Origin of the sequence: Mycobacterium sp. 236(2023) (genome assembly GCF_029623955.1) — a bacterium.
In the GTDB taxonomy this organism is placed as follows: Bacteria; Actinomycetota; Actinomycetes; order Mycobacteriales; family Mycobacteriaceae; genus Mycobacterium.
On the sequence record NZ_JARSBP010000006.1, the window covers coordinates 267,233 to 291,861 of the forward strand.

Sequence of the window (24,629 nt, forward strand, 5' to 3'; positions counted from 1 at the left end):
GGTCCCTTTGACACCAGAAGTGGAGGACGCCCTCTCAACGATGGCGTCTGTCAACAACGAGTTCTTCTATTGGATGTCCATCGCGTTGATGATGCTCATCCACGCGGGATTCCTGGCCTACGAGGTGGGTGCGTCGCGCTCGAAGAACGTTCTGGCGACGGCGATGAAGAACCTGCTCGCGTTTGCCACCATCGTGGCGTCGTTCTACTTCGTGGGATGGTTCCTCTACAACGCAATGCCGAGCGGTTTCATCGAGTTCAACGATGCAGCCAAGGCAGCTCTGCCGTGGAGCGACAACATGGGCCCGAACGTCCAAGATCCCGCCAGCGGCATCTTCTGGGGCGCCTTCGCGCTGTTCGCCGCGACCACCGGCTCGATCATGTCCGGCGCTGTGCTGGAACGCATTCGGACCAGCGGTTTCCTCGTCCTGACCGTGATGGTCGGCTCCGTCACGTGGATCATCGGTGCGGCGTGGGGCTGGCACGGTGCCGGCTGGATGCTCACCAAGCTCGGCTTCCACGACGTCGGTGCCGCCGGCTGCGTGCACATGATCGCCGGCTTCGCGACGTTGGGCATCCTGATCAACCTCGGGCCGCGCATCGGACGTTTCCTGCCTGACGGCAGGCCCGTGACGATCCGACCGCACAACCTGCCGCTGACCATGCTCGGCCTGATGCTGATCTTCACCGGGTTCTTCGGCTTCCTGATGGGTTGCGTCATCTACGCCGGCGACGGCTACGCCACGATCTACGCGAGCCCGACAACGTTGAGCGCCTTTGCCTTCAACACGCTGATGGGTCTGGCCGGAGGCATCATCGGCGCCTACCTGACATCACGAGGTGAACCGTTCTGGACCATTTCCGGCGGTCTGTGTGGCGTCATCGGCGTAGCCTCGGGCATGGATCTCTACCATCCGGCGCTGGGCTTCCTGATCGCGTTCGGCGCGGGTTGCATCGCGCCGTTCCTCGGAAAGCTGTTGGAGAAGTTCAAGATCGACGACGTGGTGGGCGCGGTCTCGGTGCACGGTGGAATCGGTCTCTACTCGGTGCTGATGACGGGTGTCTTCCTGTCCGGTTACCCGAACACCGACGGCAACCCTTCGGTCTCGCTGTGGGGCCAGGCAGTCGGCGCCGCCGTCTTTGCCGCGCTCGGTTTCATCCCCGCCTACGTTGTGTCGCTGGGGCTGAAGAAGGTTGGGCTGCTGCGCATTCCGAAGGCGGTCGAAGAGCAGGGTCTCGATCTGAGCGAGGTGCCGGCGACGCCGTACCCGGAGGGCATCCCGGTCACGGTGATGCGATCGAGCAGCGGTACCGCGGTTCTGGCAGTCGGCGAGGAGGTCAAGTAAATGTTCAGTCCGATCGACAGCTATGACGATGCGGGTGTGGTCTTCACTTTCGGTGGATTTTCGCTGGGGGTGTGGCTCGTCTTCATCCTCGCGGTCGTCGTGTTCGTCGGGTTCTTCGTCCGGATGATCCAGCACGAGAACCACGCCTACAAGGCGATCATCGACCACACACCGATCGAGCCCGGCCCCGCGGCCGAAGGAGAACCCACCACCTACTGATCACACTGTGCCGAGCAGACGCAAAATCCCCCGAAATCCTGGCGATTTCGGGGGATTTTGTGTCTGCTCGCGGCGGGAGACCGACTGTCAGCCTGCGTTGCGCAGCCACTCCACCGCGCGGTCCCGGTAGGCGATGATGCCCTTGTAATCCGCCATGTCGTCGGGCAGTTCGGCGAGCACCGCGACCGCACGATCACGCCACGGCTCGAACGTCGCCAGGTCGGCCAGCGGCAGCATGTAGGTGCGGATCAGAAAACAGATCGAGCCGGATTCAGGCAGCCGGATCAGGTGCTGCACCTCGACGCGCAGATGCACCAGACGGCCGAATTCCTCATCGGACACCGTCTGGATCGTCGTCCGATCGGGACCCCACTCGTGATACAGCTCGGTCGAAACATCAAGGCGCCGACCGATGGTCATGCTCCAGTTGGTCCGACGGTAGGTCTCCCCCGGCTGGAGGCGCATCAGGAACTCACGGGCGCGGGTGATGACTCCCGATTCACGCAGCCGCGGCACCGGTCCGTGGATCTCCAGGAACGTCATGCCCACGTCGAAACCGAACGACCAGTCCGCGGCGAATGTCACCACACCCGCGTCCCCGAACAGGTCACCGTCGCGTTGATCGAGCAACACGATGTCCTCCTGAACCTGGCTCGCGATATAGGCCAGCGGCTCGGCAGGCAGCGATGCGTCGTCCCCGAGGACGAAATCCTGGGTGATGCCGAGACGGTCGTTGCGCCAGCGCCACCCGGTGCCGGCACGCTCCAGGGACATCGTCTCGGGATAGGACGACGCCAACTGGCGCATCAGAGTGAGCATCACGTCCCAGCACGCCGGCCGCATGTGGGGCAGCACCGCGTATCTGCTCGGGTCGGCGGCCAGGATCTCCGCGCGCTCGGCGACTTCACTTTCGTACTCGCTGTCGACGTCGACCACCCGTTCCCCCCAGCGCCCGGCAGGAGTGTGCACCGACGACCCGGCGGGTTCGACATTGGTGCTGTAGCGGTAGGTGTCCGCGGCGAACGGAAAAGGAAAGGTTTCGATCAGGTCTGGCGCCGAAATCACAATGCCACCTCCAAGGTTTGGCCGTTGCCCCGCGAAACGCAGGCCATCATCGAATCTCCCGCCCGTTTCTCGTCCTCGGAGAGATACAGATCGCGGTGTGTGATGACCGCATTGCTTGCAACCGGGATGCGGCATTCGCCGCATACGCCGCGGCGGCACAGGTTGGGCACGGTGAAACCGCGGCCCTCAAGCGCTTCCAACAGCGAGACCCCGGCGTCCACCGTGAACTCCTCACCGGTGGAACGGATGTGCACGGCGAAGGGCTCCCCCGGGTCGAGTGCATCGGATCCGAAATGCTCGGCATGAATTCGGCTTGCAGGCCAGCCGAGGACTGCGGCGGTCGCGGTGACGAACTCGATGAAGGGCGCAGGGCCGCAGATATAGAGATGTGTGCCGAACGGCTGGTCTGCCAATGTGGCGGTCAACTCCGAGGCGAATTCGTCACGGCGCGTGTGGATCGACACATGGTCGCTGAGTTCGCGAATCGTGTCAGCGTAGGCTGGGCGCCCCTGCCGGTGGATGTAGAGCAGCCGCGCGTCACGGCCCCATAGTCGGGCGCTGCGCAGGTGCGAGATCATGGGTGTGATCCCGATTCCGGCGGCCACCAACAGATGTCTGCGAGCCCGGAGCACCGGTGCGAAAGCACTGCGCGGCGGACGGGCGACGAGAGTGTCACCGACCGCGAGATCGTCGTGGATCCAGCGTGATCCACTGGGAGAAGCATCCGTGTCGTCGGCGCGCCGGAGCACCGAGATGACGTACGCCTCGGGGGCGACCGCTTCGCCGGTGAGCGAATAGGCATTGGCCGGTTTTCCCGGACCGCCGCACTCGACGACGATGTGGCTGCCCGGGGTGAACGACGGCAGCGGGGTGTCGTCGACGTGAGTCAGCGTCAGCGTGCGCACACCGTCGATCGAATCGTCGATCGCTGCGACGGTCAGCTTCAATGTCGTCACGACGCCACCGGGTTTTCCGCGTCGACCATGAATCCGAGGTGGGCGCCCTGCCTGCGGGAAATGTGGTAGTAGACAAAGAGACTGCGGTCGCAGCCGCCGCATGGTAGGACACCTTCGAGCTGCACCGCCGCGGTCGTCACGGCGCGGCAGTGCACGCACTGCACGGCCCGCAACTCCACGTCGGTGGAGGCCACCGTGATCTCGTCGTCGGCGACGTCCGCAGCCGTGGCAGCGGCCCGCAGCCTGAGACAGGATGCTGCTGGACCAGCCATCATGAGGCGCCACCCGACCCGGGCGACGGCGACATCTGCCAGCAGCGCCGCGCGCGCCGCGTCATCATCGCCGTCAGCGAACTCGTGAACGGAGAGACCGGATTCCCGTCCGCTCGCGACGATCTCGTCGCACCATGCCCGGGCGATCGCCGCTCCGTCGCCGCCAAGCGCGACGATCGTCCAGTACCGGCCGGAGGTGTCGGCGGAGGGGCGGCACGCGGCAGTCGCCCACGGGGGCACGCTCGTCAGCTCAAGGGCGGGTTTCATCGATCGACGGGTTTCATCGAGACGGAGAAGCCTTTCGGGGTACACCAACGGTTGACTGTGTTGCCCTTCAGGAAACCAGCCTCGCGTTTCGGCGATGTGACTTATCTGTCTCGTCCACTTGACGTGTGCCCCGCTAATGTCGCTGCATGCCCGCGCACATCACCGTCATCGGTGCAGGAATCGCGGGGCTCGCGACGGCCGTCGCGCTGCACCGCAGCGGTCATGACGTGACGGTGATCGAACAGCGCACCGACATCACCTCGGGCGCCGGGATCAGCATCTGGCCCAATGCGTTGGCGGCACTGGACGAGATCGGCCTCGGCGACACTGTGCGACTGACCGGCGGACGCGTGACCGCGGGCGCAATCCGCTGGCGCGACGGCGCCTGGTTACGGCAGCCGTCGCCACAGCGCATCGTCGACGCGCTGGGCGAACCGCTCGTCGTCGTCCGGCGGTCGGCACTGACCGACATCCTGCGGTCCGCGCTGCCTGCCGGCGCTCTGCTCACCGGGTTGTCCGCAGTCAACGTCGACCTCGCGGATTCCTCCGCGCGAATCACGTTGTCGGACGGTGCCGTCCGCGAGACCGACGCGGTCGTCGGCGCCGACGGTGTCCATTCGATGGTGGCCCGCGCGCTCAACGGTCCGCTACGAACCCGCTACGCCGGATACACCGCCTGGCGGGGAGTGGCGTCGTACGCGCTGGACCCCGAGTTGGCCGGCGAGACGATGGCGCCCGGCGCCGAAGTGGGGCACGTGCCGCTGGGACCCGACCACACCTACTGGTTCGCGACGGAGCGCGCGCCGGAGGGCGCCCGCGCACCCCACGGTGAGCATGCTTACCTCGCGGCCAAGCTGGCCGGCTGGGCCGACCCGATCCCGCAACTGATCGCGCGCACCGATCCCGACGACCTGCTCCGCAACGACCTCTACGACCGCGCCCAACCGAAGCGCTGGTCGGAAGGCCGCATCGTGATCGTCGGGGACGCGGCACATCCGATGCGTCCGCACCTCGGCCAGGGCGGCTGCCAGGGCATCGAAGATGCCGCGATTCTCGGCCGCTTCATCGAGTTGGCCCCCGATCTTCCGGCCGCGTTCGACCGGTTCGGGAGATTCCGGAGGTCGCGGGTCCGCGCGCTGGTGCGCGAGTCGGCGACCATCGGGCGGATCGTCAACCTGAGACCGGCAGTGCTGAGCGGCATCGCAAGCCGGGCGACGGGGTTGATCCCGGAACGCGTCGTGACGTCACACCTGGCCTGGATCGCGGCAGGTTCGGCGTTCGTCCTGCCGACCGACCGCGATCTCGCCGGCTGAGCCGGCAATCCAACTCCAGCCGGCTGAGCCTCAGCGCGCCGAGCGCGGAACGAAGAGGGCCGTGCACATCTTGCGGAGGTCGATGATGCCGCCGAAGACATTCGTGGGCATCGTCGCGCAGCCGTTGGTCGGCGCCGCGGCGGGGGCCGCAAAAGGCGCCTGCGAGACGGGGCTCCACACCTGCGCCGCCGCACCCTTGGCGCCGCACTTCGGCCAAGCCTTGAGGCCCTGAGTGCGCAGCACGTTCTCGGCGACGCGGATCTGCTCATGACGAGGAGCGGCGGCCGGGTTCCCGACGCCACCGTTGGCCGACCACGTGGCCTGCTTGAACTGCAGGCCACCGAAGTGACCGTTTCCGGAGTTGATGCCCCAGTTGCCGCCCGATTCGCACTGCGCGATGGCGTCCCAATTGACTGAATCGGCGTGTGCGGTGGCTAGCGTGTCTCCCACCGTGCCCTCCATCGCCATCGGCACGGCGGCGAGAGCTCCGGAGATCGCGGCGGCCATGAGGCCCTTGCTGACAACCTTACGAACGTTCATCTTGCGGTCCTTCCCCGACCGTTATGACCCAGATCCGAAAGTGAAGTGGCGGTGCGCTTTCACGATGCGGCTACCCGGACTGTCGGGTGATGAAAGTCACCTGTTACCGAAGAGACCAAAGTTTTAATCGTTACTTATCTGATGTAAGGGGCTTCTGAGAAAACAGAGGTTCGGGGCGCGCGGAGACGCAAAAGGCGGTATCGGCCATTGCCGATACCGCCTTTTGACGCGAGTTCTCGAAGATCAGCCGTGCGAGCCGCAGACGGGCCACGCGCCGATTCCCTGCGACTGCAGGACGTTGTTCGCCACGCGGATCTGCTCCTCGCGGCTGGCGTTGTGGGGCGAGCCGGCGCCGCCGTTGGACTGCCAGGTGCCCATGGTGAACTGCAGGCCGCCGTAGTAACCGTTGCCGGTGTTGATGGCCCAGTTTCCGCCCGATTCACAGGCGGCCACAGCGTCCCAGTTGACGCCGTCCGCACTCGCGGTGCCGGCTGCGGCGATGGGCGCGACAGCCAATGCGCCGGCGATGGTGGCCAGCCCGAACGTCTTGCGGATGTTCTTCAACTTCGATCCTTTCGCCGAGCGCGCGCCATCGACACCCGCAACGACACGTCGGTGTCGCTCCGGGCGTGGTGCCTGCAAGCAGGCAGGGTGGTTGGGTCGTGCCGTCTCGGTCAGGCACAACAAGGGAGGTCTGCGTAGGACCTCACCGGGGGGCGACCCCCGGCAGCCGCGGGCGTCTCATCGTCGCCCGGACTCCACTCACACGCTGGTTCGTGGTGTTTTTGAATTATTTGCTCCGTTTGAAGCTGAATGGACCGTACAAACCTGGCGGCGCAAAGTCATCTCGGTCGGAAGCGTGTCGCGAACAGATAACGGAATGATCACGGACCGCATTTTCTGGCGTCCACGCAGGTCACCGGAGAGTTTGACGGCAACGACGACGCGGCAGGTTAACGCCGTGAAAGTGAGCCAAATCACCGGCGTTTTGTGAAGTGGAACACCCCGGAGCAGGCGCAAAGGAGGCAGATCTCGATCGAAAACGCCTGCGAGGAGCGATAACGCACGCAAGGTGGTCGCTTTCGTGTCATTCGTTCGCTGAGCGGGACTCCGCCGCGAAGAGGCAATCATCAGCCGGAAGAGAGCTCAGCACAACGCTTTTCGACCTACCGGGCACCAAGCGGTGCCTTTCTATCACGTCGACGAGATGACCGGCTACACCTCTCGATCAGGGGAAATACGTTGGAAGATAATGCTTTCGATCCCGCACGTCAGGAATTTGGCAGCCGACCGTGAAATCGGACCGTCGTTGCCGCTCCTGGTCAACCCCATGTCGCGCAACCCTTTCGCGCACACGGAAATCTCCGCGACAAACGGCGGCCAAAGTAGGCCAACCTCAGTGGCTTTCAACTCGCCCCAGCCCCAAAACCGTTTTCCGCCAGTACTTTTCAAAAGCATCCTGTTTGCCAACCGCATAGGTACGAACCCAGCCATTGGTCGGCTGCCCGCGCTCGATCACGGTCAAACGCGCCGGGGTTCGGGAATGGTTATCCGAGCACCGGGGTCGCTAATAGTGTGATAAGCGAACTAATATTTGCTAGGCCAATCTCGGCGGAGTTACGGCCTCGAGGTCGGCGGCGGTGTTGACGTTGGCAAGCGCAGGCTGCTCAGGAAGCACGATGCGCTGAGTGTCGACGGCATCGACCAGGGCGCGCATGCTCCGCTCGCCGGCACCCAGCAGGGCGTCGATCGTGGTGTGCAGTGCTGTTCGGTAGATGCCCGCCAGGTAGTGGTCACGACCGTCCCAGGGCAACACGACATCCACGCTGAGCGGCTCGGCGCGCTCGGCGAGAATGTCGATGACATCGGTGGTCAGCGCCGGCATGTCGACCGCGCACACGAAGGCTCTCTCAAGACCCGCTTCGGCCGCGGCGCGCAGGCCTCTCCCGGTGGCGAGCAGAGGCCCGACTCCCCTGACCTCATCGCGCAGCACGACGCCGTCGAGATCGGGAAGCGCCTGACCGGGAGCCGCGATGACGAACACGGGCGAGCATCGAGCGCTGACCACGGACACGACGCGTTCGACCATCGTGACGGAACCGGCAGGTCCATCGACGGGCAGCGTGGCCTTGTCCCGGCCCATCCGCCTCGATGCCCCACCGGCGAGGACAACAGCGGCCAACGGCAGCGATGACGTCACCTCATGGACGTTAGCGCAGTGTGCCGCAGGTCACTCAGTCGACCGTCCAGGTGTCCTTACCGCGCAGCAGGGACTGCAGGGCCGCGGTGTCATGCGCCCGCGCGTCACGCGCGGCCGCGATCTGCTGGCGCGCCGCATCGTCGTAGGTGGGCTTGCTGACCTGCCGGAAGATGCCCATGACCATGTGGTCGAGGTTCTGCTCCGACAACCGGGACAACGCGAAGGCGTATGCCGGATCGTCGATCGTCGCGTCGTGAACCACGATCTGGTCGCTCGACACGTCGGCGGTCTTGGCGGCTTCGAGGCCGAAGCCCGACTTGATGACGCAGTACTCGCCGTCGGCACCGAACGTGATCGGCTCACCGTGGGTGACGTTGATGAGCCGTTCCTCGGCGCCTTCCTTGCGCAGCGCGTCGAACGAGCCGTCGTTGAAGATCGGGCAGTCCTGCATGATCTCGACCAACGCGGCGCCCCGGTGCGCGGCGGCGCCGCGTAGCACCTCGGACAGGCCCTTGCGGTCGGAGTCCAGAGCGCGACCCACGAACGTCGCCTCAGCGCCCAGCGCCAGTGACACCGGGTTGAACGGGTAGTCCAGCGAGCCCATCGGGGTCGACTTGGTGACCTTGCCGGTCTCCGACGTCGGCGAGTACTGCCCCTTGGTCAGGCCGTAGATCCGGTTGTTGAACAGCAGGATCGTGATGTTGATGTTGCGTCGCAGCGCGTGGATCAGGTGGTTACCACCGATCGACAATGCGTCGCCGTCACCGGTCACCACCCAGACCGACAGGTCTTCGCGGGCCAGCGCCAGGCCGGTCGCGATGGTCGGAGCACGACCGTGGATCGAGTGGAAGCCGTAGGTCTCCAGGTAGTACGGGAACCGGCTGGAGCAGCCGATGCCGCTGACGAACGCGATGTTCTCGCGGCGCAGACCGAGCTCGGGCAGGAAGTTGCGGATCGTGTTGAGGATGACGTAGTCACCGCAGCCTGGGCACCAGCGGACCTCCTGGTCGCTGGTGAAGTCCTTGCCCTTCTGCGGTTCGTCGGTCTTGGGAACCAGGCTTGTCTTCGTCAGCCCGGCGTCCGTCAAACCGAGGTCACTGCCAATCAGGTCGGTCATGCGCTCACTCCCTCAACCGTCGCTGCCGCCAACCGGGCGAACTTGGCCTTCTCGATTTCCTTCTCGGCCAGGGTGCCGTCCAGTGCCGAGTCGATGATGCCCTCTACCTCGTCGGCGAGGAACGCCATTCCCTCAACCTTGGTCACCGACTGCACATCGACCAGGTACTTGCCGCGCAGTAGCAGCGCCAGCTGACCGAGGTTCATCTCGGGCACGACAACCTTGGCGTACTTGTTCAGCACGTCGCCGAGGTTGGCCGGGAACGGGTTGAGGTGGCGCAGCTGAGCGTGCGCGACCTTGATGCCGTTGCGTCGGGCGCGCCGGCAGGCCTCACCGATCGGGCCGTAGCTGCTGCCCCAGCCGAGCATGAGCAGCTCGGCGTCACCGGTCGGGTCGTCGACGTCGAGATCGGGCACCGAGATGCCGCCGATCTTCTCCTGCCGCAGCCGCACCATCAGGTCGTGGTTCTTCGGCTCGTAGGAGATGTTGCCCGACCCGTTGGCCGACTCGAGACCGCCGATGCGGTGCGCGAGGCCCGGAGTTCCCGGCACCGCGAACTGGCGGGCCAGCGTCTCGGGATCGCGGGCGTAGGGCTGGAACGGCTCACCTTCCTTGGCGAAGGTGTGCTCGATCGGCGGATACGCGGACCTGTCAGAGATGTCCGGGATCGCCCACGGCTCGGAGCCGTTGGCGATAGCGCCGTCAGACAGGATCACGACCGGCGTGTGGTACTTGATCGCGATGCGCGCAGCCTCCACCGCGATGTCGAAGCAGTCGGAGGGCGACCGCGGGGCAATCACCGCCACCGGAGACTCGCCGTTGCGTCCGAACAACACCTGCAGCAGGTCCGCCTGCTCGGTCTTGGTGGGCAGGCCGGTCGACGGCCCGCCGCGCTGCACATCGACGATGATCAGTGGCAGCTCGGTCATCACGGCCAGGCCGATGGCCTCCGACTTCAGCGAGATGCCGGGCCCCGACGTGCTGGTGATCCCCAGCGAGCCACCGTAGGACGCGCCGATCGCGGCGCCGATGCCCGCGATTTCGTCCTCGGCCTGGAATGTCATGACGTTGAAGTGCTTGTACTTCGACAGCTCGTGAAGGATGTCGGACGCCGGGGTGATCGGGTACGTACCGAGCACGATCTGGAGGTCACCAAGATGCCCCGCGGCCACAAGGCCGTAGGACAGCGCGGTGTTGCCTGAGATCTGGCGGTACTCGCCGGTCTTGAGTTTCGCGGGTGACACCTCGTAGGTGGTCGCGAACGCCTCGGTGGTCTCACCGAAATTCCAGCCGGCCTTCAGCGCCAGCACGTTGGCTTCGGCAATTTCGGGCTTGCGCGCGAACTTCTCGCGGATGAATGACTCGCTGTGCTCGAGCTCGCGGCCGTACATCCAGGACAGCAGGCCGAGCGCGAACATGTTCTTCGCACGCTGGCCGTCTTTCTTCGTCGCGCCGATCGCCTCGACCGCGCCCAGAGTCAGCGTGGTCATCGGGACGGCCTGCACGACGTAGTCGGACAGCTCCTCGTTCTCCAGCGGGTTGGCGTCGTAGCCGACCTTGGCCAGGTTGCGCTTCGTGAACTCATCGGAGTTGGCGATGATCAGACCGCCGCGCGGCAGGTCGGAGACGTTGGCCTTGAGCGCGGCCGGGTTCATCGCCACGAGGACGTCGGGGCGGTCGCCCGCGGTGAGAATGTCGTAGTCCGCGATCTGGATCTGGAACGACGACACACCGGGCAGCGTGCCCTGAGGTGCGCGGATCTCGGCCGGGTAATTCGGTTGCGTGGCAAGGTCGTTGCCGAAGAGCGCAGCTTCGGAGGTGAACCGGTCGCCTGTCAGCTGCATACCGTCGCCGGAGTCACCGGCGAATCGGATGACGACCTTCTCGAGCTTCTGCCGCGGCGCTCCTGAGACTGGGCTGGCCACACTGCCGTTCTCTCCCACTCGCCTGCCTTCCATGTTGTCCCCGGGTGCTGTCGGGGCCTGCATCTGGCGAATTTCCACCGAGTCGCAGTCACGGTGACGCGCCGCCAGTGGTCGCTCACCAAAGTTTGGTGTCACTGTCAGTACCGATTATTGCATTCCTCTTAGGTAGTCCTATACCCGGCGCCGAGGTTGCGTAAAGGTGGACGCCGACAGAACGCACTGTTCAGCGCGTCGGCGACATACGGGGTGAGACAAAAGTGTGTTTCTCGTCACGTCAGCGAGACATGTCGCGGGAGACGCCAATTCTTAGAATTAGTTACCAATCAGTAGCAGTCAGCTAGCACTGATGATTGGCTTTCAGCCCTCTTCAGTAGTGCACGGGCACGTTGTACGGCGTGATGACCTGGATCGGCACCGGCCGGGCCGGCTCCCCAGGCAAAGCGCCCCGCTCCTGCAGAATCAAACGCAGCGCCAATCGCGCATCCGCGCGCAGATCGTTGTGCAGTACCGCTGAGATCTTGCCTTCGCGTAGCAGTTTCCGGTTGTCGGCATCGAGGTCGTGGGCGATAAAGACCTTGCAGGCGCGTCCCAGTTTCTCGAAGGCCGCAACAGTCGCGACGTTGCCGCCGCCCACCGAGTACACGGCCTCCACGCCGGGGTTGGCAACGAGTGCCTCGAGAACGAGGCGCTCGTTGCTCGCGTCGATGCCGTCACTGCCGCTGACCTCGACGACAGGCCGTCCCGAGTTTCGCAGCGCCGTCCGGAATCCGACCTCCCGCTCACCTTCGCCGCGGAACACCGTCCGACTCAACGTGATGAGGACGGAGGACTGCGAGCCGGCCAGCCACTGCTCGACGAGATACGCGGCAGTGACTCCCGCCCCGTGGTTGTCGATGCCGACGTACCCGCAGCGGGAACTGGCCGGCACGTCCGTCGCGTACGTGACGACCGGGACGCCGGACTCGACGAGACGGTCGATCGCCTCGGCCACCGCGGGGTCGTCGTGCGCCTTGAGAACGACACCATGGCTGCCTTTGATGCGTGCCAGGGCTTCCACCATCTGCTCGACGGAGCCCGACTCCCACAGGTGGAACCGAGCACGCACCATTGCAGGAGCGAAGGCGGGCAACTCGGCTTCGACGGCGGCGCGGAACGCATCCGAGAATCGCTGCGGGGTCTGCATGACGACATCGACGAGGTAGCGCCGGCCGTTCAGCCGCAACTGTGCACGCTGCTTGTCCAGGTCGGCGATCGCCTGGTTGACCTCGGCGATGGTGTTCTCCCGCACCCCCGGCCGGTTGTTGAGGACGCGGTCGACAGTGGCTTCACTGAGCCCCGACTGCTGGGCGATCTCACGGACCTTGTACCGGTGCGGCACGTGCACAGCCCCCTGTCGTCCACACATATCCTGAGGTGTTTTTGATGGATTTCTGCCGTTGATTGCGGCGCTGATCACAGCAAGACTAAACCGCATGGCAGCACCACTCAACACCGCGCAATCGGCGTGGCTCAGTGAGTCCGACTTCGACTTGGACAACTTCCGCTCCCAGGTCGAGCGGGACACCGACCTCGCCGACTACCCCTACGCCGACGATGTCCGCAGCAACGTTCTCGTGTACTCGGCACCGGCCATGGCACGCGCAGACGACAGGCGCGCCGTCCAGGCCGAGCTGGTCCGCGCTCTCGCGGACGGCCCCGGCGTCGTGGTGTTCACCGAGGCGTTCGACGACGAGGTCGTGGACCGCGCCAGCGACGCGTTCTTCGAGATCATCGAGAGCCAGCGCGCCGGAGGCCTCGCGGCCGGCGATCACTTCGGCAAGCCCGGAGCGAACGACCGGATCTGGAATGCCGCACAGAAGCTGGCGCTGCACGACCCGCAGGTGTTCGCCGACTACTACGCCAACGACGCGCTCGCGATCGTGTGCCAGGCGTGGCTCGGGCCGCGCTACCAGGTCACCTCTCAGGTCAACGTCGTCAACCCCGGCGGGAAGGCTCAGGTCCCGCACCGCGACTACCATCTCGGCTTCGTACCCGAGGAACACCTCGCGCAGTACCCCGCGCACATCCACCTCACGTCGCCGACATTGACGCTCCAGGGCGCCGTCGCCCACTGCGACATGCCGGTCGAGAGCGGCCCGACGATGCTGCTGCCGCACTCGCAGCGCTTCGCGGGCGGTTACATCGCGTTCAACCGCCCTGAGTTCATCGACTACTTCGCGGCCCGGCACGTCCAGCTGCCGTTGCATAAGGGCGACGCGGTGTTCTTCAGCCCGGCGCTGTATCACGGTGCGGGAACGAACTTTTCCGATGACATCCGCCGGATCGCGAACCTGATGCAGATCAGCTCGCCGTTCGGCCGGGCCATGGAGGCCATGGATCGCACCGCAATGGTCCGCGCCGTCTACCCGTCGCTGCGCGCCATGAAGGCCGCAGGCCGGTCGCAGCGCGACATCGAGAACGCCGTCGTCGCTACCGCCGAGGGTTACGCGTTCCCCACCAACCTGGACAGCGACCAACCGCTCGGCAGCCTGGCCCCACCGAGCCAGGTCGACACGGTGCTCGACGCGCTCGCTACCAACCTCACCCAGGAAGACCTCGAGATCGCCTTGCGCGACCAGAACGAACGGAGAAACCCATGACCACGCTCGGCCTGATCGGACTCGGCCGTATCGGCGCGTTCCACGCCGACACCTTGACCAACCTGGCAGAGGTCTCCAACCTCGTGATCACCGATGAACGGCCCGACGTCGTCAAGGAGGTTGCCGCCAAATATGGCGCCACCCCGGTGGAATCGGTCGAGAAGCTGCTCTCCTCCGGTGTCGACGGCGTGGTTGTCGCCGCGGCGACACCGGCGCACGCGGAACTGACGCTGCTCGCGGTTGAGAAGGGGTTACCCACGTTCTGCGAAAAGCCGATCGCGTCGACCGCTGCCGAAAGCGCGCGAGTCGCCGAGATCATCGCCCGCTCAGGCGTTCCGGTGCAGGTGGGTTACCAGCGCCGCTTCGATGTGGCCTTCGCCGCGGTCAAGCAGGCCGTCGACAGCGGCTCGCTGGGCGCGCTGCACACGGTGCGGAGCACGACGATGGATCCCGCTCCCCCGCCGATGGACTACATCAAGGGTTCGGGTGGCATCTTCCGCGACTGCGCGGTGCACGATTTCGACGTGATCCGCTGGGTGACAGGCCAAGAGGTCGTCGACGTGTACGCGACGGGCAGCGTGCAGGGCGATCCGCTGTTCACCGAGTACGGCGACGTCGACACCGCCGCGATCGTCGTGCGCTTCGACGGCGGCGCGCTCGGCGTGGTCTCCGCGGCCCGCTACAACGGGCGCGGATACGACTGCCGTTTGGAGGTTCATGGATTCGACGACACCGTCGTCGCCGGCTGGGATCAGGGCGCCCCCGTGCACAACGCCGACCCCGAAAATGACTTCCCCACCGGCCAGCCTCACCACTTCTTCATGGACCGGTTCACCGAGGCATTCCGCGCCGAGCTCGCCGGGTTCGTCAAAGTCGTTGAGGGCGGCCCGAATCAGGGCGCTACCGTCGCCGACGCGGTCGAGGTCGCCTGGATCGCCGAAGCCGCCACCGAGTCACTGCGCCGCGGTGTCCCGGTATCGATCGAGTCCGTCAAGAAAGAGGCCAACTGATGAAGATCGCAGGTGCTCCGATCTCGTGGGGCGTATGTGAAGTTCCCGGCTGGGGTTACCAGCTCAGCTCCGAGCGCGTGCTGACCGAGATGGTCCAGGCGGGTTTGACCGCAACAGAACTGGGTCCGCAGGGCTTCCTGCCCACCGACTCCGTCGAGTTGGTGCAGCTGCTCGACGGCTACGGGCTCAAGTGCGTCGGCGGGTTTGTTCCGCTGGTGCTGTTCAAGGCCGACTACGACCCGGCCGACGATCTGGCCGGGCCGCTCGAGTCGCTCGCCGCCGCAGGAGCGGGTGTCGTGGTGTTGGCAGCCGCGACCGGGCTCGACGGCTACGACGAACGTCCCGTGCTCGACGAGAACCAATGGGCCACACTCCTTTCCAACCTCGACCGGCTGGCCGATATCGTCGCGGCGCGCGGGTTGACGGCCGTGCTGCATCCGCACGTCGGCACGATGGTCGAGAACCGTGCCGAGGTGGACCGCGTGCTGGCGGGCTCGCGAATCCCGTTGTGCCTCGACACCGGTCACCTGCTCATCGGCGGGACGGACCCGCTGGCGCTGACGCGCGAGGTGCCCGAGCGGATCAAGCACGCCCACCTCAAGGACGTCGACGCGGGGCTCGCCGCCAAGGTGCAGTCCGGCGAGCTGACCTACACCCAGGCGGTCGCCGCGGGCATGTACGTGCCGCTCGGCGCCGGCGATGTCGACATTGCGGGAATCGTCAAGGCGTTGGAGGACAACGGTTTCGACGGCTGGTACGTGATGGAGCAAGATAACATCCTCGACGGGGAACCCGACGGTGCCGGCCCGCTCGCCGATGTGCTCGCCAGTGTCTCGTTCCTACAGGGCGCGGCAACAAGCGTCTCTTCATGACCTTGCGCATCGGGGTACTGGGTGCGTCCCGCATCGCCGAGTCGGCGATCGTGGGACCCGCCCAGGAACTCGGGCACCGCCTTGTGGCCGTCGCCGCCCGTGATCCGTTGCGCGCCCAGTCCTTCGCGGACAAGTACGGAGTGGAACGGGTCGTCGCGTCCTATCAGGATCTGGTGACCGACCCGGAAGTGGACGTCGTCTACAACCCGTTGGCCAATTCGTTGCATGCACCGTGGAATCTCGCCGCTGTCGCGGCGGGGAAACCGGTGCTGACGGAAAAGCCGTTCGCCCGCAACCGGGATGAGGCCGCGCGCGTCGCCGCAGCAGCCGACGCCGGGGGCGTGACGGTGATGGAGGGATTCCACTACCTGTTCCATCCGATCAACCACCGGGCGCTGGCAGTGGCCGGTGACGGCACGATCGGTGATCTCACCCGCATCGAGGTCCGGATGGGTATGCCCGAACCGCATTCCGACGATCCGCGATGGTCGCTGGAACTCGCAGGCGGCGCCTTGATGGACCTCGGCTGCTACGCGCTGCATGTGATGCGCCAGTTCGGTGACCCGGTTGTGGTGACGGCGACGGCGGTGGAACGCAGCGCCGGGGTGGACGAGCGGTTCGACGCCGAACTGGTCTACCCATCCGGGGTGACGGGCTTGACCACCAACTCCATGGTCGACGACGAGTACTCGTTCACCCTGCGTCTTTTGGGCACCCGTGGAGAAGTGTTCGTGCACAACTTCATCAAGCCGCCCGACGACGACAGGCTGACGCTACGCACCGCGGACGGCACGACCGTCGAACACTTCGGGACCCGTGCGTCGTACACCTTTCAGCTGGAGGCGTTCGCCGCGCACGTCCAGGACGGGACACCGCTTCCGCTGGGCACAGCCGATGCGGTGGCGAACATGGCGTTGATCGACGAGGTGTACCGGGCGGCGGGGATGGCTCCCCGCTAGTCCTGGCGGCATTCGCGAAGATTCAGGTAGTCGACTACGCGGGTGTGACCACTTCGGCAGTCCTACGGTCCCTTCAACGGTGCGGCGGGTCACCGCACCCTGACGGGGGGACATCGTCATGGGCAAGCTCGGATTGTCGGCCAGCGGGACCGCTGCCGTCGCAAAGTCCGATTCGTCGGCTACCGCATCGTCGCCGTCGATCAAGTTCATTCCGAACGAGCGCCACCGAAAGGCGATCACGCAGGCCGGCGCGGAGATTCGGATGCACGGCGTCGGCGACCACGCCACCTACAGCGCGTTGGGCAGACCGAGCTACGAGAGCCGGTGCACGAGTCAGGTCGTCATCTGCGAACCCCCGCCGATGCCCTCTCATCACCTTCTCCTGATTGCGTGGAGCCGTGCGAATCGCGAGCTGACACGCACCTTCTGGTGGTATCTGCTGTTTCCGTTCACTCTGGTCAACGTCGCGGGATACATGACGCCGAGGCGCAAGCCGACGGCGCTGCTGCTACGCGTGAGCATCTCGGTCGTCAGCATCATTCTGACCGCAACGCTCGCCGCGTGGGTCACCGTCATCGTCGAGACGGTGTGGCTCGCGATCGCAGGTCCGGCAGATCTCATCGTCTTCAGACTGTTGCTGTCGCTCTGCGGGCCCGTCGCGGTGGGAGCCGTGATCGTCTACCGCATATGTGGCAACAACCTCGTCGAGCAGTGTGGCGGGATCTGCTTGGCGGCACATCTCGCTGTGCTCGCAGCAGTCGCCGCCGTCTGCTGCGCACGGCCTGCGCAGTGGGTGTACGACACCGAAGCGACGGGCAGCGGAGTACGCAGCTCCGCCACGGCGAACACGGTCGATCCGATGGCATACGTCGTCGGCGTGAGCACGACCATCGTCACGCTCTTGGCGGTGACACTTGCCGTAGCCGCGGTGTACATCCGGGTTACCTCGCGCAGCGTCTGGGAAGCGAGAGACGGGTCCGCCTTGGCGGCCGCGGCGTTGTTGCTCATGGTTGCAACGGGCGTGCTCCACACCGGCGGTTCCCTGGTACGCCTCGTCGCCGAAGAGATGATGGGCGTCATCGAAGACATTCGGGACCGGGTGACCGGCGTCGAAGGCCCGATCCCCCACACGCTGCTGCCTCACCCTGAGGGCATCACTTCGGCGTTGCGCATCGACCTGTTGCTGGGCTTCTTCGCCGTGCTTCTACTGATCCTGGGTGTGAACCTGATTGCCGCAACGGCTGTGAACGTCCTGCTGAACAAGCGCAGGCCGAGAACGCCTGCCGGCGCAGGACTGAAATCGATGTCGCGGTGGCACAGCATTCTGCGTCACGCGCCCGGGTGCCTGAGCTTTGTCGTTGTGGGCACCACGACGATGACGGCCGCGGCCTGGACGGCAATGGCTCTGCATCTGGACGACATGTCCGTTTTCGGAATCTCCCTGTCACGCAACGTCGTTCTGGTCGTCGGAGTCATCGCCATCGGATTCCTCATCATCAGGCGACCGGAGCGCGCGGGTGAGTGGATCAAACGCATTTTTGAGATGATCGCCGACATCGCCGGGTTCTGGCCCCGGCAATCGGTCCCGCTGGCAGGGGCTTCGTACCGGGACATCCTCATCGAAGGTATCGAGAAGGCGCTCAAAGAGGCCGGCGATCAACAGGTTGCACTCGTCGGGCACAGCCAAGGATCGGTGATCTGCTCGTGGTACATGTCCAAACTCGAAGGGCCGCAGTCCTGTATCACGTTGTACACCTGCGGATCACCACTGTCGTCGCTCTACGCAGCTTTCTTCCCCACCTATTTCGGCCAGGAGTTCTTCGAGACGGTGGCTGCCCGTTCCGCCGGCAACTTGTGGTTCAACTATTGGCGGGTCACCGATCCGATCGCGACCGCGCTGCCGTCGGCCGAGAATCGCAACGTCACGGAACGCGAGACGGACGATCTGCTGGGCCACAGCGAATACTGGCCCGACGAGAAACTGCGGGCCGACATCGACCGAGTGCTACACCAGCCCGAACCTGCGCCCGTCTGATCCTGCCCCTCTAGCCCTGACTCGTCGGTTCCGCGGCCTCGGTGCGCCGCTCGTGCCAACGAAGGCGCAACAGCAACAGGCCGCGGTGGGCCCGCCATCCCGCCGACAGCGGGTCACGCCAGACCGGCGCGTGCACCCGGGGTTCGCGATCACTGTCCATGCCCCCATTGTGCCGCGAGGTCACCTGACAGGCCCGTCGACGGCGCTACCGACACCATGTCGAGACCATGAACGTCTCGTGAGCGGGCGCAGAACTAATGCATGTCGTATTTATTGGCCAGGGCCGTCAGGGTCGATTCGATGCCTTCGGCGTTCTTCTTGTCCATGCCCAGGAGTTCGATGACGAACGGGACCTTCGCGGTCGAGTAGTCGAACGTCTCGGTCACCTTCGTCGCTCCGGGGCCGACCTCGGCGAGTTCCCAGCGCCACCGGTGGCCGAGCGGATGTTCCCACTCGACGACCCGGTTCTCCTCCACCGTGACGGCCTTCGACGTGATCTTGTAGGGCAGGCCGTACTGCGTCATCCCCACGGTGAACTTGTCTCCCGCGCTGAGCCGGTGCGGACCCTTCACGTCGATGTCGCGAACCGTGCCCGATCCGTCGATCTCGGGGTGGCGGTGGGGGTCGGCGATCAGGTCGAACAACGTCGCGGCCGGTGCGGACACCTGCACGCTGCGGCTGACGGCCTTCGGTCCCGCTTCTTCTGTTTTCACGGTGGAAATAGTCATGCGGGGCCGCGTACCCGGCGGCGGCACCCGCCAATCCGACCCGTACCGGGGCGTTCGCGATGTGAGATTGGCCAAGGTTTGCCATCTCGTTGGCGAAACAACCGTTAACTTCTTTCCTATGCCGAACCCGTACGACCCGCGCGGGCTGATCAATCACGCCATCGGCGCCGCGCGGGCGGGCCTGAACGCTTACAGCTGGACCGAGAAGCAGGTCGTGGGCGCTCTGCGTCAAGGCCTCGACGCACTCGACGACAAGGACGGCGCCAAGGCGGCCGAGCAGGACGACACGGGCGCAGAACCGGAGGCGCAGGGACCTGACCCGGCGTCACTCAGCGGAAAGATGACGCAGCTACTCGGCCGCGCGCTCGACCAGAACACCAGCGGCAGCCAGGCCGAGCTCTACCACCATCTGCTCGATCAGCTCGTCGCGGACGAGGCACGGATCCTGGGCGCCCTGTCGGACGGTTCGTCGTCTCCCGTCGTCAGCGTGTTCGGCTGGATGCAGTCGAGGACTCCGGGGCGGGCCGTGCTGGAGAACGCGTCGCTTATCGGTCGCACCGCCAATGTGGCCCTCCCCCATATGGTCTCGCAGTATGTCAGCCACCTGCGTTCGCTCGGGCTGGTCGAGATCGGACCGGAGGATCCCGATCTCGGCACCGAGTACGAGGTGCTCCTTGCCGAGACGGCCGTCCTGGCGGCGATCAAGAGTGCCACGCGCGGTCCGGTGCCGGCGAAGGTCGAGAAGTTCACGTTGTCCCTCTCGCCGTTGGGCAAAGCGCTCTGGCAGGCCGCCACCGAGGGCGACGCGAAGGGATGACAACCACCTCGGTCGCGATCTCCAGCTGGGCGGAGATCACCGCGGATTTCAGCGACTACTGGTGGGTGTATCTGTCGATGCCGATCGTCGCCGCCTTCGTCGGGTGGAGCACAAAGATCGTTGCCCTCGAGATGCTGTACCGGCCAACCGAGTTCAAGGGCATCGGCCCGTTCGGGTGGCAGGGCATCGTCCCCCGCCGGGCGGGCAAAGTGGGCTCGAAGACCATCGAGTTGCTGACGTCCAATCTGCTCAAGCCCGAGGAGCTGCTCGACCGCATCGATGTCGACGAGGCCATCGAGGCGCTCCGCGATCCTCTCAGCCAGGCCGTCGACGCCATATCCCGCGATGTCGCCGAACAGATCCGCCCCGGCCTGTGGGATGCGCTCCCCGAGGCGGGACGCCAAGCGGTGCAGGCGCGTATCGCCGCGCAGGTCCCGACGATCACCGAGAACATGCTCAACGAGGTCAAGTCCGACCTCAACCGCTACCTGGACGTCCAGTTCATGGCGGTGACCACGTTGGTGCGCAACAAGGACAAGCTCGTCAAGCTGATGCGCAGCGTCACCACCGACGCCATGGCGTTCGTGCGTCGCAGCGGAATCTACTTCGGGCTCGTCATCGGACTCATCCAGATGGTGGCGTGGGCACTGTTCAAGAATCCGTGGATCATGCCGGCATTCGGTTTCGCGGTCGGCTTCATCAGCGACTACATCGCGCTGAACATGTTGTTCCGGCCCGTGCAGCCGCGAAAGTTCTTCGGGTTGTTCGCGTTCCAGGGCCTGCTCCATGCCGAGCGCGACAAGATCACCCGCGATTACGCGAAGATCCTCGCCGACGACCTGTTCGCGCCCGAGATCCTGTTCGACGCGATCATCAAGGGGCCCGGCTCCGACAAGTTGTTCGCGTTGGTCGCCAGGGAGATCGAGTCGGTGATGGACAAGCAGACGGGCATCGCCGGCCCGATCGTGGCGCTGACCATCGGCACGAAACGCTATCGAGCGCTCAAGGATCGGGTGGTCGAGCTGACTCTGGAGCGACTTCCGGAGACTCTGGAGGAGGCGCAGAACTACGCCACCCGGGTGATCGACCTCGAGAACACGATCATCGACAAGATGAGTCAGTTGACCAACGAGGAGTACGAGTCGATTCTGCGGCCGGTGTTCAAGGACGACGAGCCGCTGATGATCGCGGTGGGTGCCGTGCTCGGTGGTGTCGTCGGCGAGATCCAGGTGCAGTTCATCGAACTGTTCACCAAATAGCCGAACGCCGAACTGGGATTCCCGGTTGCGATCTCGCTCCTGATCACAACCGGGAATCCCAGTTCGGCGCGGGCTGTATGCGGCCGGCCTAGTTCTTGGCGGCGCGCAGTTCGTGCGACAGCGCTTCGAGCTCGTCGCCTCCGGCCATCTGCTGGGTGAGGTGCTCGAGGGTGATCTCGTCGTACGAGCAGTCCAGCTTCTGCCTGCCGCGGTTGAGCAGGACGAAGTGGTCACCGACCAGGTGCGCGTGGTGCGGGTTGTGCGTGATGAACACGACGCCGAACCCGGCCTCCTTGGCCGCGGTGATGTACTTGAGCACCACACCGGACTGCTTCACGCCCAGGGCCGCGGTCGGCTCGTCGAGGATCAGCACCCGCGCCCCGAAGAACACCGCCCGCGCAATCGCGACGCACTGACGCTGACCGCCCGACAGCGACCCGATCGGTGCGTCGACATCAGGCAGGTCGATGCCCATCTTCGCCAGTTCTGTCAGCGTCGTGGCACGCATTGCGTTGGCGTCCAACGAGAACGGGAACGACTTCTTGCGGAGCTCCTGGCCGAGGAAGAAGTTGCGCCACACCGGCATCAGCGGCACGACGGCGAGGTTCTGGTACACCGTCGCAATGCCCTTGCCGAGCGCCTCGGCCGGCGAACCGAACTTGACGGACTCACCGTCGACGAGGACGTCACCCTCGGTCTGCTGGTGCAGACCCGCGATGATCTTGATCAGCGTGGACTTGCCCGCGCCGTTGTCACCGAGGATGCCGGTCACCTCACCCGCGTGGACCCGCAGGTTGATTCCCGCCAGCGCGGTGATGTTTCCGTAGGACTTGCCGACGTCGCGCAACTCGACCAACGGCACCTTGCCACCGGACTGCGAGTCGCTGCTTGGCTTTTCGACAGAGATGGTCATGCGATCACTTCTTCGCTGCGTAGTTGCGGAAGGCGTTGTTGGCGATCACCGCGAACAGCAGCATCGCGCCCAGGAAGAACTTGAACCAGTCCGGGTCCCAGCCGGCGTAGACGATGCCCTGGTTCGTCATGCCGAAGATGAACGCACCGATGGCCGCGCCGACTGCGGTGCCGTAGCCGCCGGTGAGCAGGCAGCCGCCGATGACCGCGGCGATGATGTAGAAGAACTCGTTGCCGATGCCCTGGCCCGACTGCACGGTGTTGAACGCGAACAGCAGGTGCATGCCGACGAACCAGCCGCAGAACCCGACGAACATGAACAGCCCGATCTTGACCTTGGTGACCGGAACACCCACGGCGCGAGCGCTGTCCGCGTCACCGCCCACGGCGAAGATCCAGTTGCCGATCTTGGTCTTGAACAGCACCCAGGTGGCGATCGCGGTGAACACCAGCCACCACACCACCGTGATGCGGATGCTGACACCGAAGAGGGTGAACGACGACGCGAACACCTTCTGCGCGGAGTCCCAGCCGGCCATGTCGGACACACTCTGCGTGGCGACCTGACCAGCGACCAACTTGGTCACCGCGAGGTTGATACCGGCGAGCATGAAGAACGTGCTGAGCGTGATCAAGAAGCTGGGGATCTTCGTCTTCATGACCAGGAAGCCGTTGAAGAACCCGACCGTCAGCGCCAGGACCAGTGAAAGCAGTGCCCCCACCCACAGATTGAGATGCAGGTTGTAGGCGAGCATGGACGCGGCCAGCGAGCTGAACGTCACCGCGACACCGGCGGAGAGGTCGAACTCACCGCCGATCATGAGCACCGCGACACCGCAGGCCATAATGCCGATCGTGGAGCTGGCGTACAGAACCGTGGCGAGTGACGACGCCTCACGGAACGGTTCCGCGACGATCAAGAAGAAGACGAAGATTCCGATGGCACCGATACCCGCGCCCATCTCGGGGCGGATCAGGATGCGCTGCAGCCGGTTCCGTTCCTTGACCCGTTCGTCGCGCACCACCTTGTGGTTGGCGACTTCGAGAGCTTCCTGGGTAGTCACTATCGGGTGCCGCCCTTCGCATACTCGGCGACGGCGTCGATGTTCGACTTGTCGATGAACGCAGGCCCGGTCAGTGTGGGCTGGCCGCCACCGATGACGTTGCCGTTGCTCAGGTACAGCCACAGCGAGTCGACGGCGAGGTAGCCCTGGAGATAGGGCTGCTGATCGACGGCCCACTGCACATCGCCGGCCTGAATCGCCTCGACGAGAGCGGCATTGGTGTCGAAGGTGCCGATCTTGGCGGTGCTGCCGGCATTCTTGGCCGACTGCACGGCGGTCAGCGCGAACGGGGCGCCGAGGGCGACGATGTAGTCGATGCTCGGATCCTGCTGCAGCTTGGCGGTGATGGTGGACTCCACCGACGGCATGTCCTTGCCGTTGACATTGAGCACCTCGGTGGCCGGGAAGGTGTCCTTGACGCCGGCGCAGCGCGCTTCGAGATCGACGTGGCCCTGCTCCTGAATGATGCAGATCGACTTCGTGGCGCCTTCGGCGCGCAGCCGGTCGCCGACGCCCTGGCCCGCGATGCGGCCGTCCTGACCGAAGTACTCCTTGACGCCCATCGGCTTCCACGCGTCCATACCGGCGTTGAAGGCGACGACGGGGATTCCCTTGGCTTCTGCGGCCTTGACGGCGGCCTGCATGGCGTCGGGCTTGGCCAACGTGAGGGCGATGCCGTCGACATCGCTGTCGACCGCCGACTGCACGAGGTTCGCCTGGTTCGGCGCCTCGGGGTCGTTGGAGTACCGCAGCTCGATGTTGTCCTTCTTCGCCGCCGCTTCGGCGCCCTTACGAATCAGGTCCCAGAACGAGTCGCCGGGAACCTCGTGGGTGATCATCGCGATCGTCATCCGGGGTGTGTCGACGGTCCCGCCGCCGCCACCTTCACCGGACTGCTCGGGTGCGCCGCCGGTCGACGAGCACGACACGATTCCCAGGGCCAGAATGCCCGCTCCGGCGAACGCCGCGAGCCGCTTGAACGTCATTACTTCTCCTTGTCGTCGAGACTGCCGCGAACGCCCTCATCGCCCTCCCGGGGTGGTGCCGGGCGACACGCCTCACTGGTGATGTAATACGCCTCACACCCGAAAGTCAAGACTTTGTCCTGACATTAG

Annotated in this window: 23 protein-coding genes and 1 pseudogene; 10 read left to right on the forward strand and 14 right to left on the reverse strand. The window is 65.2% G+C overall.

What is annotated here, in order from left to right; all coding sequences use genetic code 11:
* Window positions 1-7 precede the first annotated feature (7 nt).
* Both P9A17_RS24220 and P9A17_RS24225 read left to right on the forward strand, forming a co-directional pair.
* The gene (locus tag P9A17_RS24220) at window positions 8-1,345 is read left to right on the forward strand and encodes an ammonium transporter (protein WP_278041289.1); all 1,338 of its coding nucleotides are present in this window, start codon (window positions 8-10) and stop codon (window positions 1,343-1,345) included.
* Window positions 1,346-1,564, forward strand: a complete 219-nt coding sequence (locus P9A17_RS24225; protein ID WP_278041290.1) for a hypothetical protein — start codon at window positions 1,346-1,348, stop codon at window positions 1,562-1,564.
* Window positions 1,565-1,651: 87 nt separating this feature from the next.
* On the opposite strand, the gene P9A17_RS24230 is transcribed toward P9A17_RS24225, so the two are convergent.
* The 3 genes from P9A17_RS24230 to P9A17_RS24240 are packed head-to-tail and all read right to left on the reverse strand — an operon-like array spanning window position 1,652 to window position 4,124.
* Complete coding sequence (locus P9A17_RS24230; protein ID WP_278041291.1) at window positions 1,652-2,629, reverse strand: DUF3445 domain-containing protein; 978 nt, start codon at window positions 2,627-2,629, stop codon at window positions 1,652-1,654.
* Entirely contained in the window at window positions 2,626-3,585 is a 960-nt protein-coding gene (locus P9A17_RS24235) for a PDR/VanB family oxidoreductase (protein ID WP_278041292.1), read from the reverse strand. The genes P9A17_RS24230 and P9A17_RS24235 overlap by 4 nt, the downstream gene beginning before the upstream one ends.
* On the reverse strand, window positions 3,582-4,124 hold the full coding sequence (locus tag P9A17_RS24240; RefSeq protein ID WP_278041293.1) for a dimethylamine monooxygenase subunit DmmA family protein: 543 nt from the start codon (window positions 4,122-4,124) through the stop codon (window positions 3,582-3,584). The genes P9A17_RS24235 and P9A17_RS24240 overlap by 4 nt, the downstream gene beginning before the upstream one ends.
* Window positions 4,125-4,270: 146 nt before the next feature.
* On the opposite strand from P9A17_RS24240, the gene P9A17_RS24245 reads away from it, so the two are divergent.
* The gene (locus tag P9A17_RS24245) at window positions 4,271-5,437 is read left to right on the forward strand and encodes an FAD-dependent oxidoreductase (protein WP_278041294.1); all 1,167 of its coding nucleotides are present in this window, start codon (window positions 4,271-4,273) and stop codon (window positions 5,435-5,437) included.
* Between the two features lie 30 nt (window positions 5,438-5,467).
* Here the strand turns inward: P9A17_RS24245 and P9A17_RS24250 are convergent, their stop codons facing one another.
* The 6 genes and pseudogenes from P9A17_RS24250 to P9A17_RS24275 form a co-directional block, all read right to left on the reverse strand.
* Window positions 5,468-5,977, reverse strand: a complete 510-nt coding sequence (locus P9A17_RS24250; RefSeq protein ID WP_278041295.1) for a transglycosylase family protein — start codon at window positions 5,975-5,977, stop codon at window positions 5,468-5,470.
* Between the two features lie 243 nt (window positions 5,978-6,220).
* A pseudogene (locus tag P9A17_RS24255) lies at window positions 6,221-6,445 on the reverse strand (transglycosylase family protein); the annotation flags it as partial.
* Between the two features lie 1,129 nt (window positions 6,446-7,574).
* Window positions 7,575-8,177, reverse strand: a complete 603-nt coding sequence (gene mobA, locus P9A17_RS24260) for a molybdenum cofactor guanylyltransferase (RefSeq protein WP_278041296.1) — start codon at window positions 8,175-8,177, stop codon at window positions 7,575-7,577.
* 34 nt (window positions 8,178-8,211) lie between these two features.
* Window positions 8,212-9,294, reverse strand: a complete 1,083-nt coding sequence (locus P9A17_RS24265; RefSeq protein WP_278041297.1) for a 2-oxoacid:ferredoxin oxidoreductase subunit beta — start codon at window positions 9,292-9,294, stop codon at window positions 8,212-8,214.
* Window positions 9,291-11,252 (reverse strand): 2-oxoacid:acceptor oxidoreductase subunit alpha, encoded by a 1,962-nt coding sequence (locus P9A17_RS24270; RefSeq protein ID WP_278041454.1) that lies wholly within the window; start codon window positions 11,250-11,252, stop codon window positions 9,291-9,293. Before P9A17_RS24270 ends, P9A17_RS24265 begins: the two co-directional genes overlap by 4 nt.
* Before the next feature lie 334 nt (window positions 11,253-11,586).
* Window positions 11,587-12,597, reverse strand: a complete 1,011-nt coding sequence (locus P9A17_RS24275; protein ID WP_278041298.1) for a LacI family DNA-binding transcriptional regulator — start codon at window positions 12,595-12,597, stop codon at window positions 11,587-11,589.
* 94 nt (window positions 12,598-12,691) lie between these two features.
* Between P9A17_RS24275 and P9A17_RS24280 the strand changes: the two genes are divergently transcribed.
* The 5 genes from P9A17_RS24280 to P9A17_RS24300 all read left to right on the forward strand — a co-directional run bounded on the left by P9A17_RS24280 (window position 12,692) and on the right by P9A17_RS24300 (window position 18,734).
* A complete protein-coding gene (locus tag P9A17_RS24280; RefSeq protein ID WP_278041299.1) occupies window positions 12,692-13,858 on the forward strand; it encodes a phytanoyl-CoA dioxygenase family protein in 1,167 nt (388 codons plus the stop codon).
* Window positions 13,855-14,868, forward strand: a complete 1,014-nt coding sequence (locus P9A17_RS24285) for a Gfo/Idh/MocA family oxidoreductase (protein ID WP_278041300.1) — start codon at window positions 13,855-13,857, stop codon at window positions 14,866-14,868. Before P9A17_RS24280 ends, P9A17_RS24285 begins: the two co-directional genes overlap by 4 nt.
* Window positions 14,868-15,740 (forward strand): sugar phosphate isomerase/epimerase, encoded by an 873-nt coding sequence (locus P9A17_RS24290; protein WP_278041301.1) that lies wholly within the window; start codon window positions 14,868-14,870, stop codon window positions 15,738-15,740. The genes P9A17_RS24285 and P9A17_RS24290 overlap by 1 nt, the downstream gene beginning before the upstream one ends.
* On the forward strand, window positions 15,737-16,699 hold the full coding sequence (locus P9A17_RS24295) for a Gfo/Idh/MocA family oxidoreductase (RefSeq protein ID WP_278041302.1): 963 nt from the start codon (window positions 15,737-15,739) through the stop codon (window positions 16,697-16,699). Before P9A17_RS24290 ends, P9A17_RS24295 begins: the two co-directional genes overlap by 4 nt.
* A gap of 118 nt (window positions 16,700-16,817) precedes the next feature.
* Complete coding sequence (locus tag P9A17_RS24300; RefSeq protein ID WP_278041303.1) at window positions 16,818-18,734, forward strand: alpha/beta fold hydrolase; 1,917 nt, start codon at window positions 16,818-16,820, stop codon at window positions 18,732-18,734.
* A 10-nt stretch (window positions 18,735-18,744) separates the two neighbouring features.
* Here P9A17_RS24300 and P9A17_RS24305 read toward each other — a convergent pair whose 3' ends face one another.
* The gene (locus P9A17_RS24305; RefSeq protein WP_278041304.1) at window positions 18,745-18,894 is read right to left on the reverse strand and encodes a hypothetical protein; all 150 of its coding nucleotides are present in this window, start codon (window positions 18,892-18,894) and stop codon (window positions 18,745-18,747) included.
* Between the two features lie 94 nt (window positions 18,895-18,988).
* Window positions 18,989-19,462 (reverse strand): SRPBCC family protein, encoded by a 474-nt coding sequence (locus P9A17_RS24310; RefSeq protein ID WP_278041305.1) that lies wholly within the window; start codon window positions 19,460-19,462, stop codon window positions 18,989-18,991.
* A gap of 118 nt (window positions 19,463-19,580) precedes the next feature.
* Here P9A17_RS24310 and P9A17_RS24315 point away from each other — a divergent pair, with 118 nt between their 5' ends.
* Both P9A17_RS24315 and P9A17_RS24320 read left to right on the forward strand, forming a co-directional pair.
* Window positions 19,581-20,279 carry an Abi-alpha family protein gene (locus P9A17_RS24315; RefSeq protein WP_278041306.1) on the forward strand — a complete coding sequence of 233 codons (699 nt, stop codon included), beginning with the start codon at window positions 19,581-19,583 and terminating at the stop codon, window positions 20,277-20,279.
* A complete protein-coding gene (locus P9A17_RS24320; RefSeq protein ID WP_278041307.1) occupies window positions 20,276-21,538 on the forward strand; it encodes a DUF445 domain-containing protein in 1,263 nt (420 codons plus the stop codon). The genes P9A17_RS24315 and P9A17_RS24320 overlap by 4 nt, the downstream gene beginning before the upstream one ends.
* 88 nt (window positions 21,539-21,626) lie before the next feature.
* Here the strand turns inward: P9A17_RS24320 and P9A17_RS24325 are convergent, their stop codons facing one another.
* The 3 genes from P9A17_RS24325 to P9A17_RS24335 are packed head-to-tail and all read right to left on the reverse strand — an operon-like array spanning window position 21,627 to window position 24,500.
* On the reverse strand, window positions 21,627-22,451 hold the full coding sequence (locus P9A17_RS24325; RefSeq protein ID WP_278041308.1) for an ATP-binding cassette domain-containing protein: 825 nt from the start codon (window positions 22,449-22,451) through the stop codon (window positions 21,627-21,629).
* A 4-nt stretch (window positions 22,452-22,455) separates the two neighbouring features.
* Window positions 22,456-23,514, reverse strand: a complete 1,059-nt coding sequence (locus tag P9A17_RS24330; RefSeq protein ID WP_278041309.1) for an ABC transporter permease — start codon at window positions 23,512-23,514, stop codon at window positions 22,456-22,458.
* Window positions 23,514-24,500, reverse strand: coding sequence for a substrate-binding domain-containing protein (locus P9A17_RS24335; RefSeq protein ID WP_278041310.1), 987 nt, complete (start codon window positions 24,498-24,500; stop codon window positions 23,514-23,516). The genes P9A17_RS24330 and P9A17_RS24335 overlap by 1 nt, the downstream gene beginning before the upstream one ends.
* Between the last annotated feature and the right edge of the window lie 129 nt (window positions 24,501-24,629).

Coding starts and splice junctions, on each gene's coding strand:
- P9A17_RS24240 (WP_278041293.1), bottom strand. CDS start 4,124: ATGAAACCCGCCCTTGAGCTGACGAGCGTGCCCCCGTGGGCGACTGCC.
- P9A17_RS24280 (WP_278041299.1), top strand. CDS start 12,692: ATGGCAGCACCACTCAACACCGCGCAATCGGCGTGGCTCAGTGAGTCC.
- P9A17_RS24285 (WP_278041300.1), top strand. CDS start 13,855: ATGACCACGCTCGGCCTGATCGGACTCGGCCGTATCGGCGCGTTCCAC.
- P9A17_RS24290 (WP_278041301.1), top strand. CDS start 14,868: ATGAAGATCGCAGGTGCTCCGATCTCGTGGGGCGTATGTGAAGTTCCC.
- P9A17_RS24250 (WP_278041295.1), bottom strand. CDS start 5,977: ATGAACGTTCGTAAGGTTGTCAGCAAGGGCCTCATGGCCGCCGCGATC.
- P9A17_RS24315 (WP_278041306.1), top strand. CDS start 19,581: ATGCCGAACCCGTACGACCCGCGCGGGCTGATCAATCACGCCATCGGC.
- P9A17_RS24320 (WP_278041307.1), top strand. CDS start 20,276: ATGACAACCACCTCGGTCGCGATCTCCAGCTGGGCGGAGATCACCGCG.
- P9A17_RS24305 (WP_278041304.1), bottom strand. CDS start 18,894: ATGGACAGTGATCGCGAACCCCGGGTGCACGCGCCGGTCTGGCGTGAC.
- P9A17_RS24295 (WP_278041302.1), top strand. CDS start 15,737: ATGACCTTGCGCATCGGGGTACTGGGTGCGTCCCGCATCGCCGAGTCG.
- P9A17_RS24270 (WP_278041454.1), bottom strand. CDS start 11,252: ATGGAAGGCAGGCGAGTGGGAGAGAACGGCAGTGTGGCCAGCCCAGTC.
- P9A17_RS24300 (WP_278041303.1), top strand. CDS start 16,818: ATGGGCAAGCTCGGATTGTCGGCCAGCGGGACCGCTGCCGTCGCAAAG.
- P9A17_RS24335 (WP_278041310.1), bottom strand. CDS start 24,500: ATGACGTTCAAGCGGCTCGCGGCGTTCGCCGGAGCGGGCATTCTGGCC.
- P9A17_RS24265 (WP_278041297.1), bottom strand. CDS start 9,294: ATGACCGACCTGATTGGCAGTGACCTCGGTTTGACGGACGCCGGGCTG.
- P9A17_RS24245 (WP_278041294.1), top strand. CDS start 4,271: ATGCCCGCGCACATCACCGTCATCGGTGCAGGAATCGCGGGGCTCGCG.
- P9A17_RS24225 (WP_278041290.1), top strand. CDS start 1,346: ATGTTCAGTCCGATCGACAGCTATGACGATGCGGGTGTGGTCTTCACT.
- P9A17_RS24325 (WP_278041308.1), bottom strand. CDS start 22,451: ATGACCATCTCTGTCGAAAAGCCAAGCAGCGACTCGCAGTCCGGTGGC.
- P9A17_RS24310 (WP_278041305.1), bottom strand. CDS start 19,462: ATGACTATTTCCACCGTGAAAACAGAAGAAGCGGGACCGAAGGCCGTC.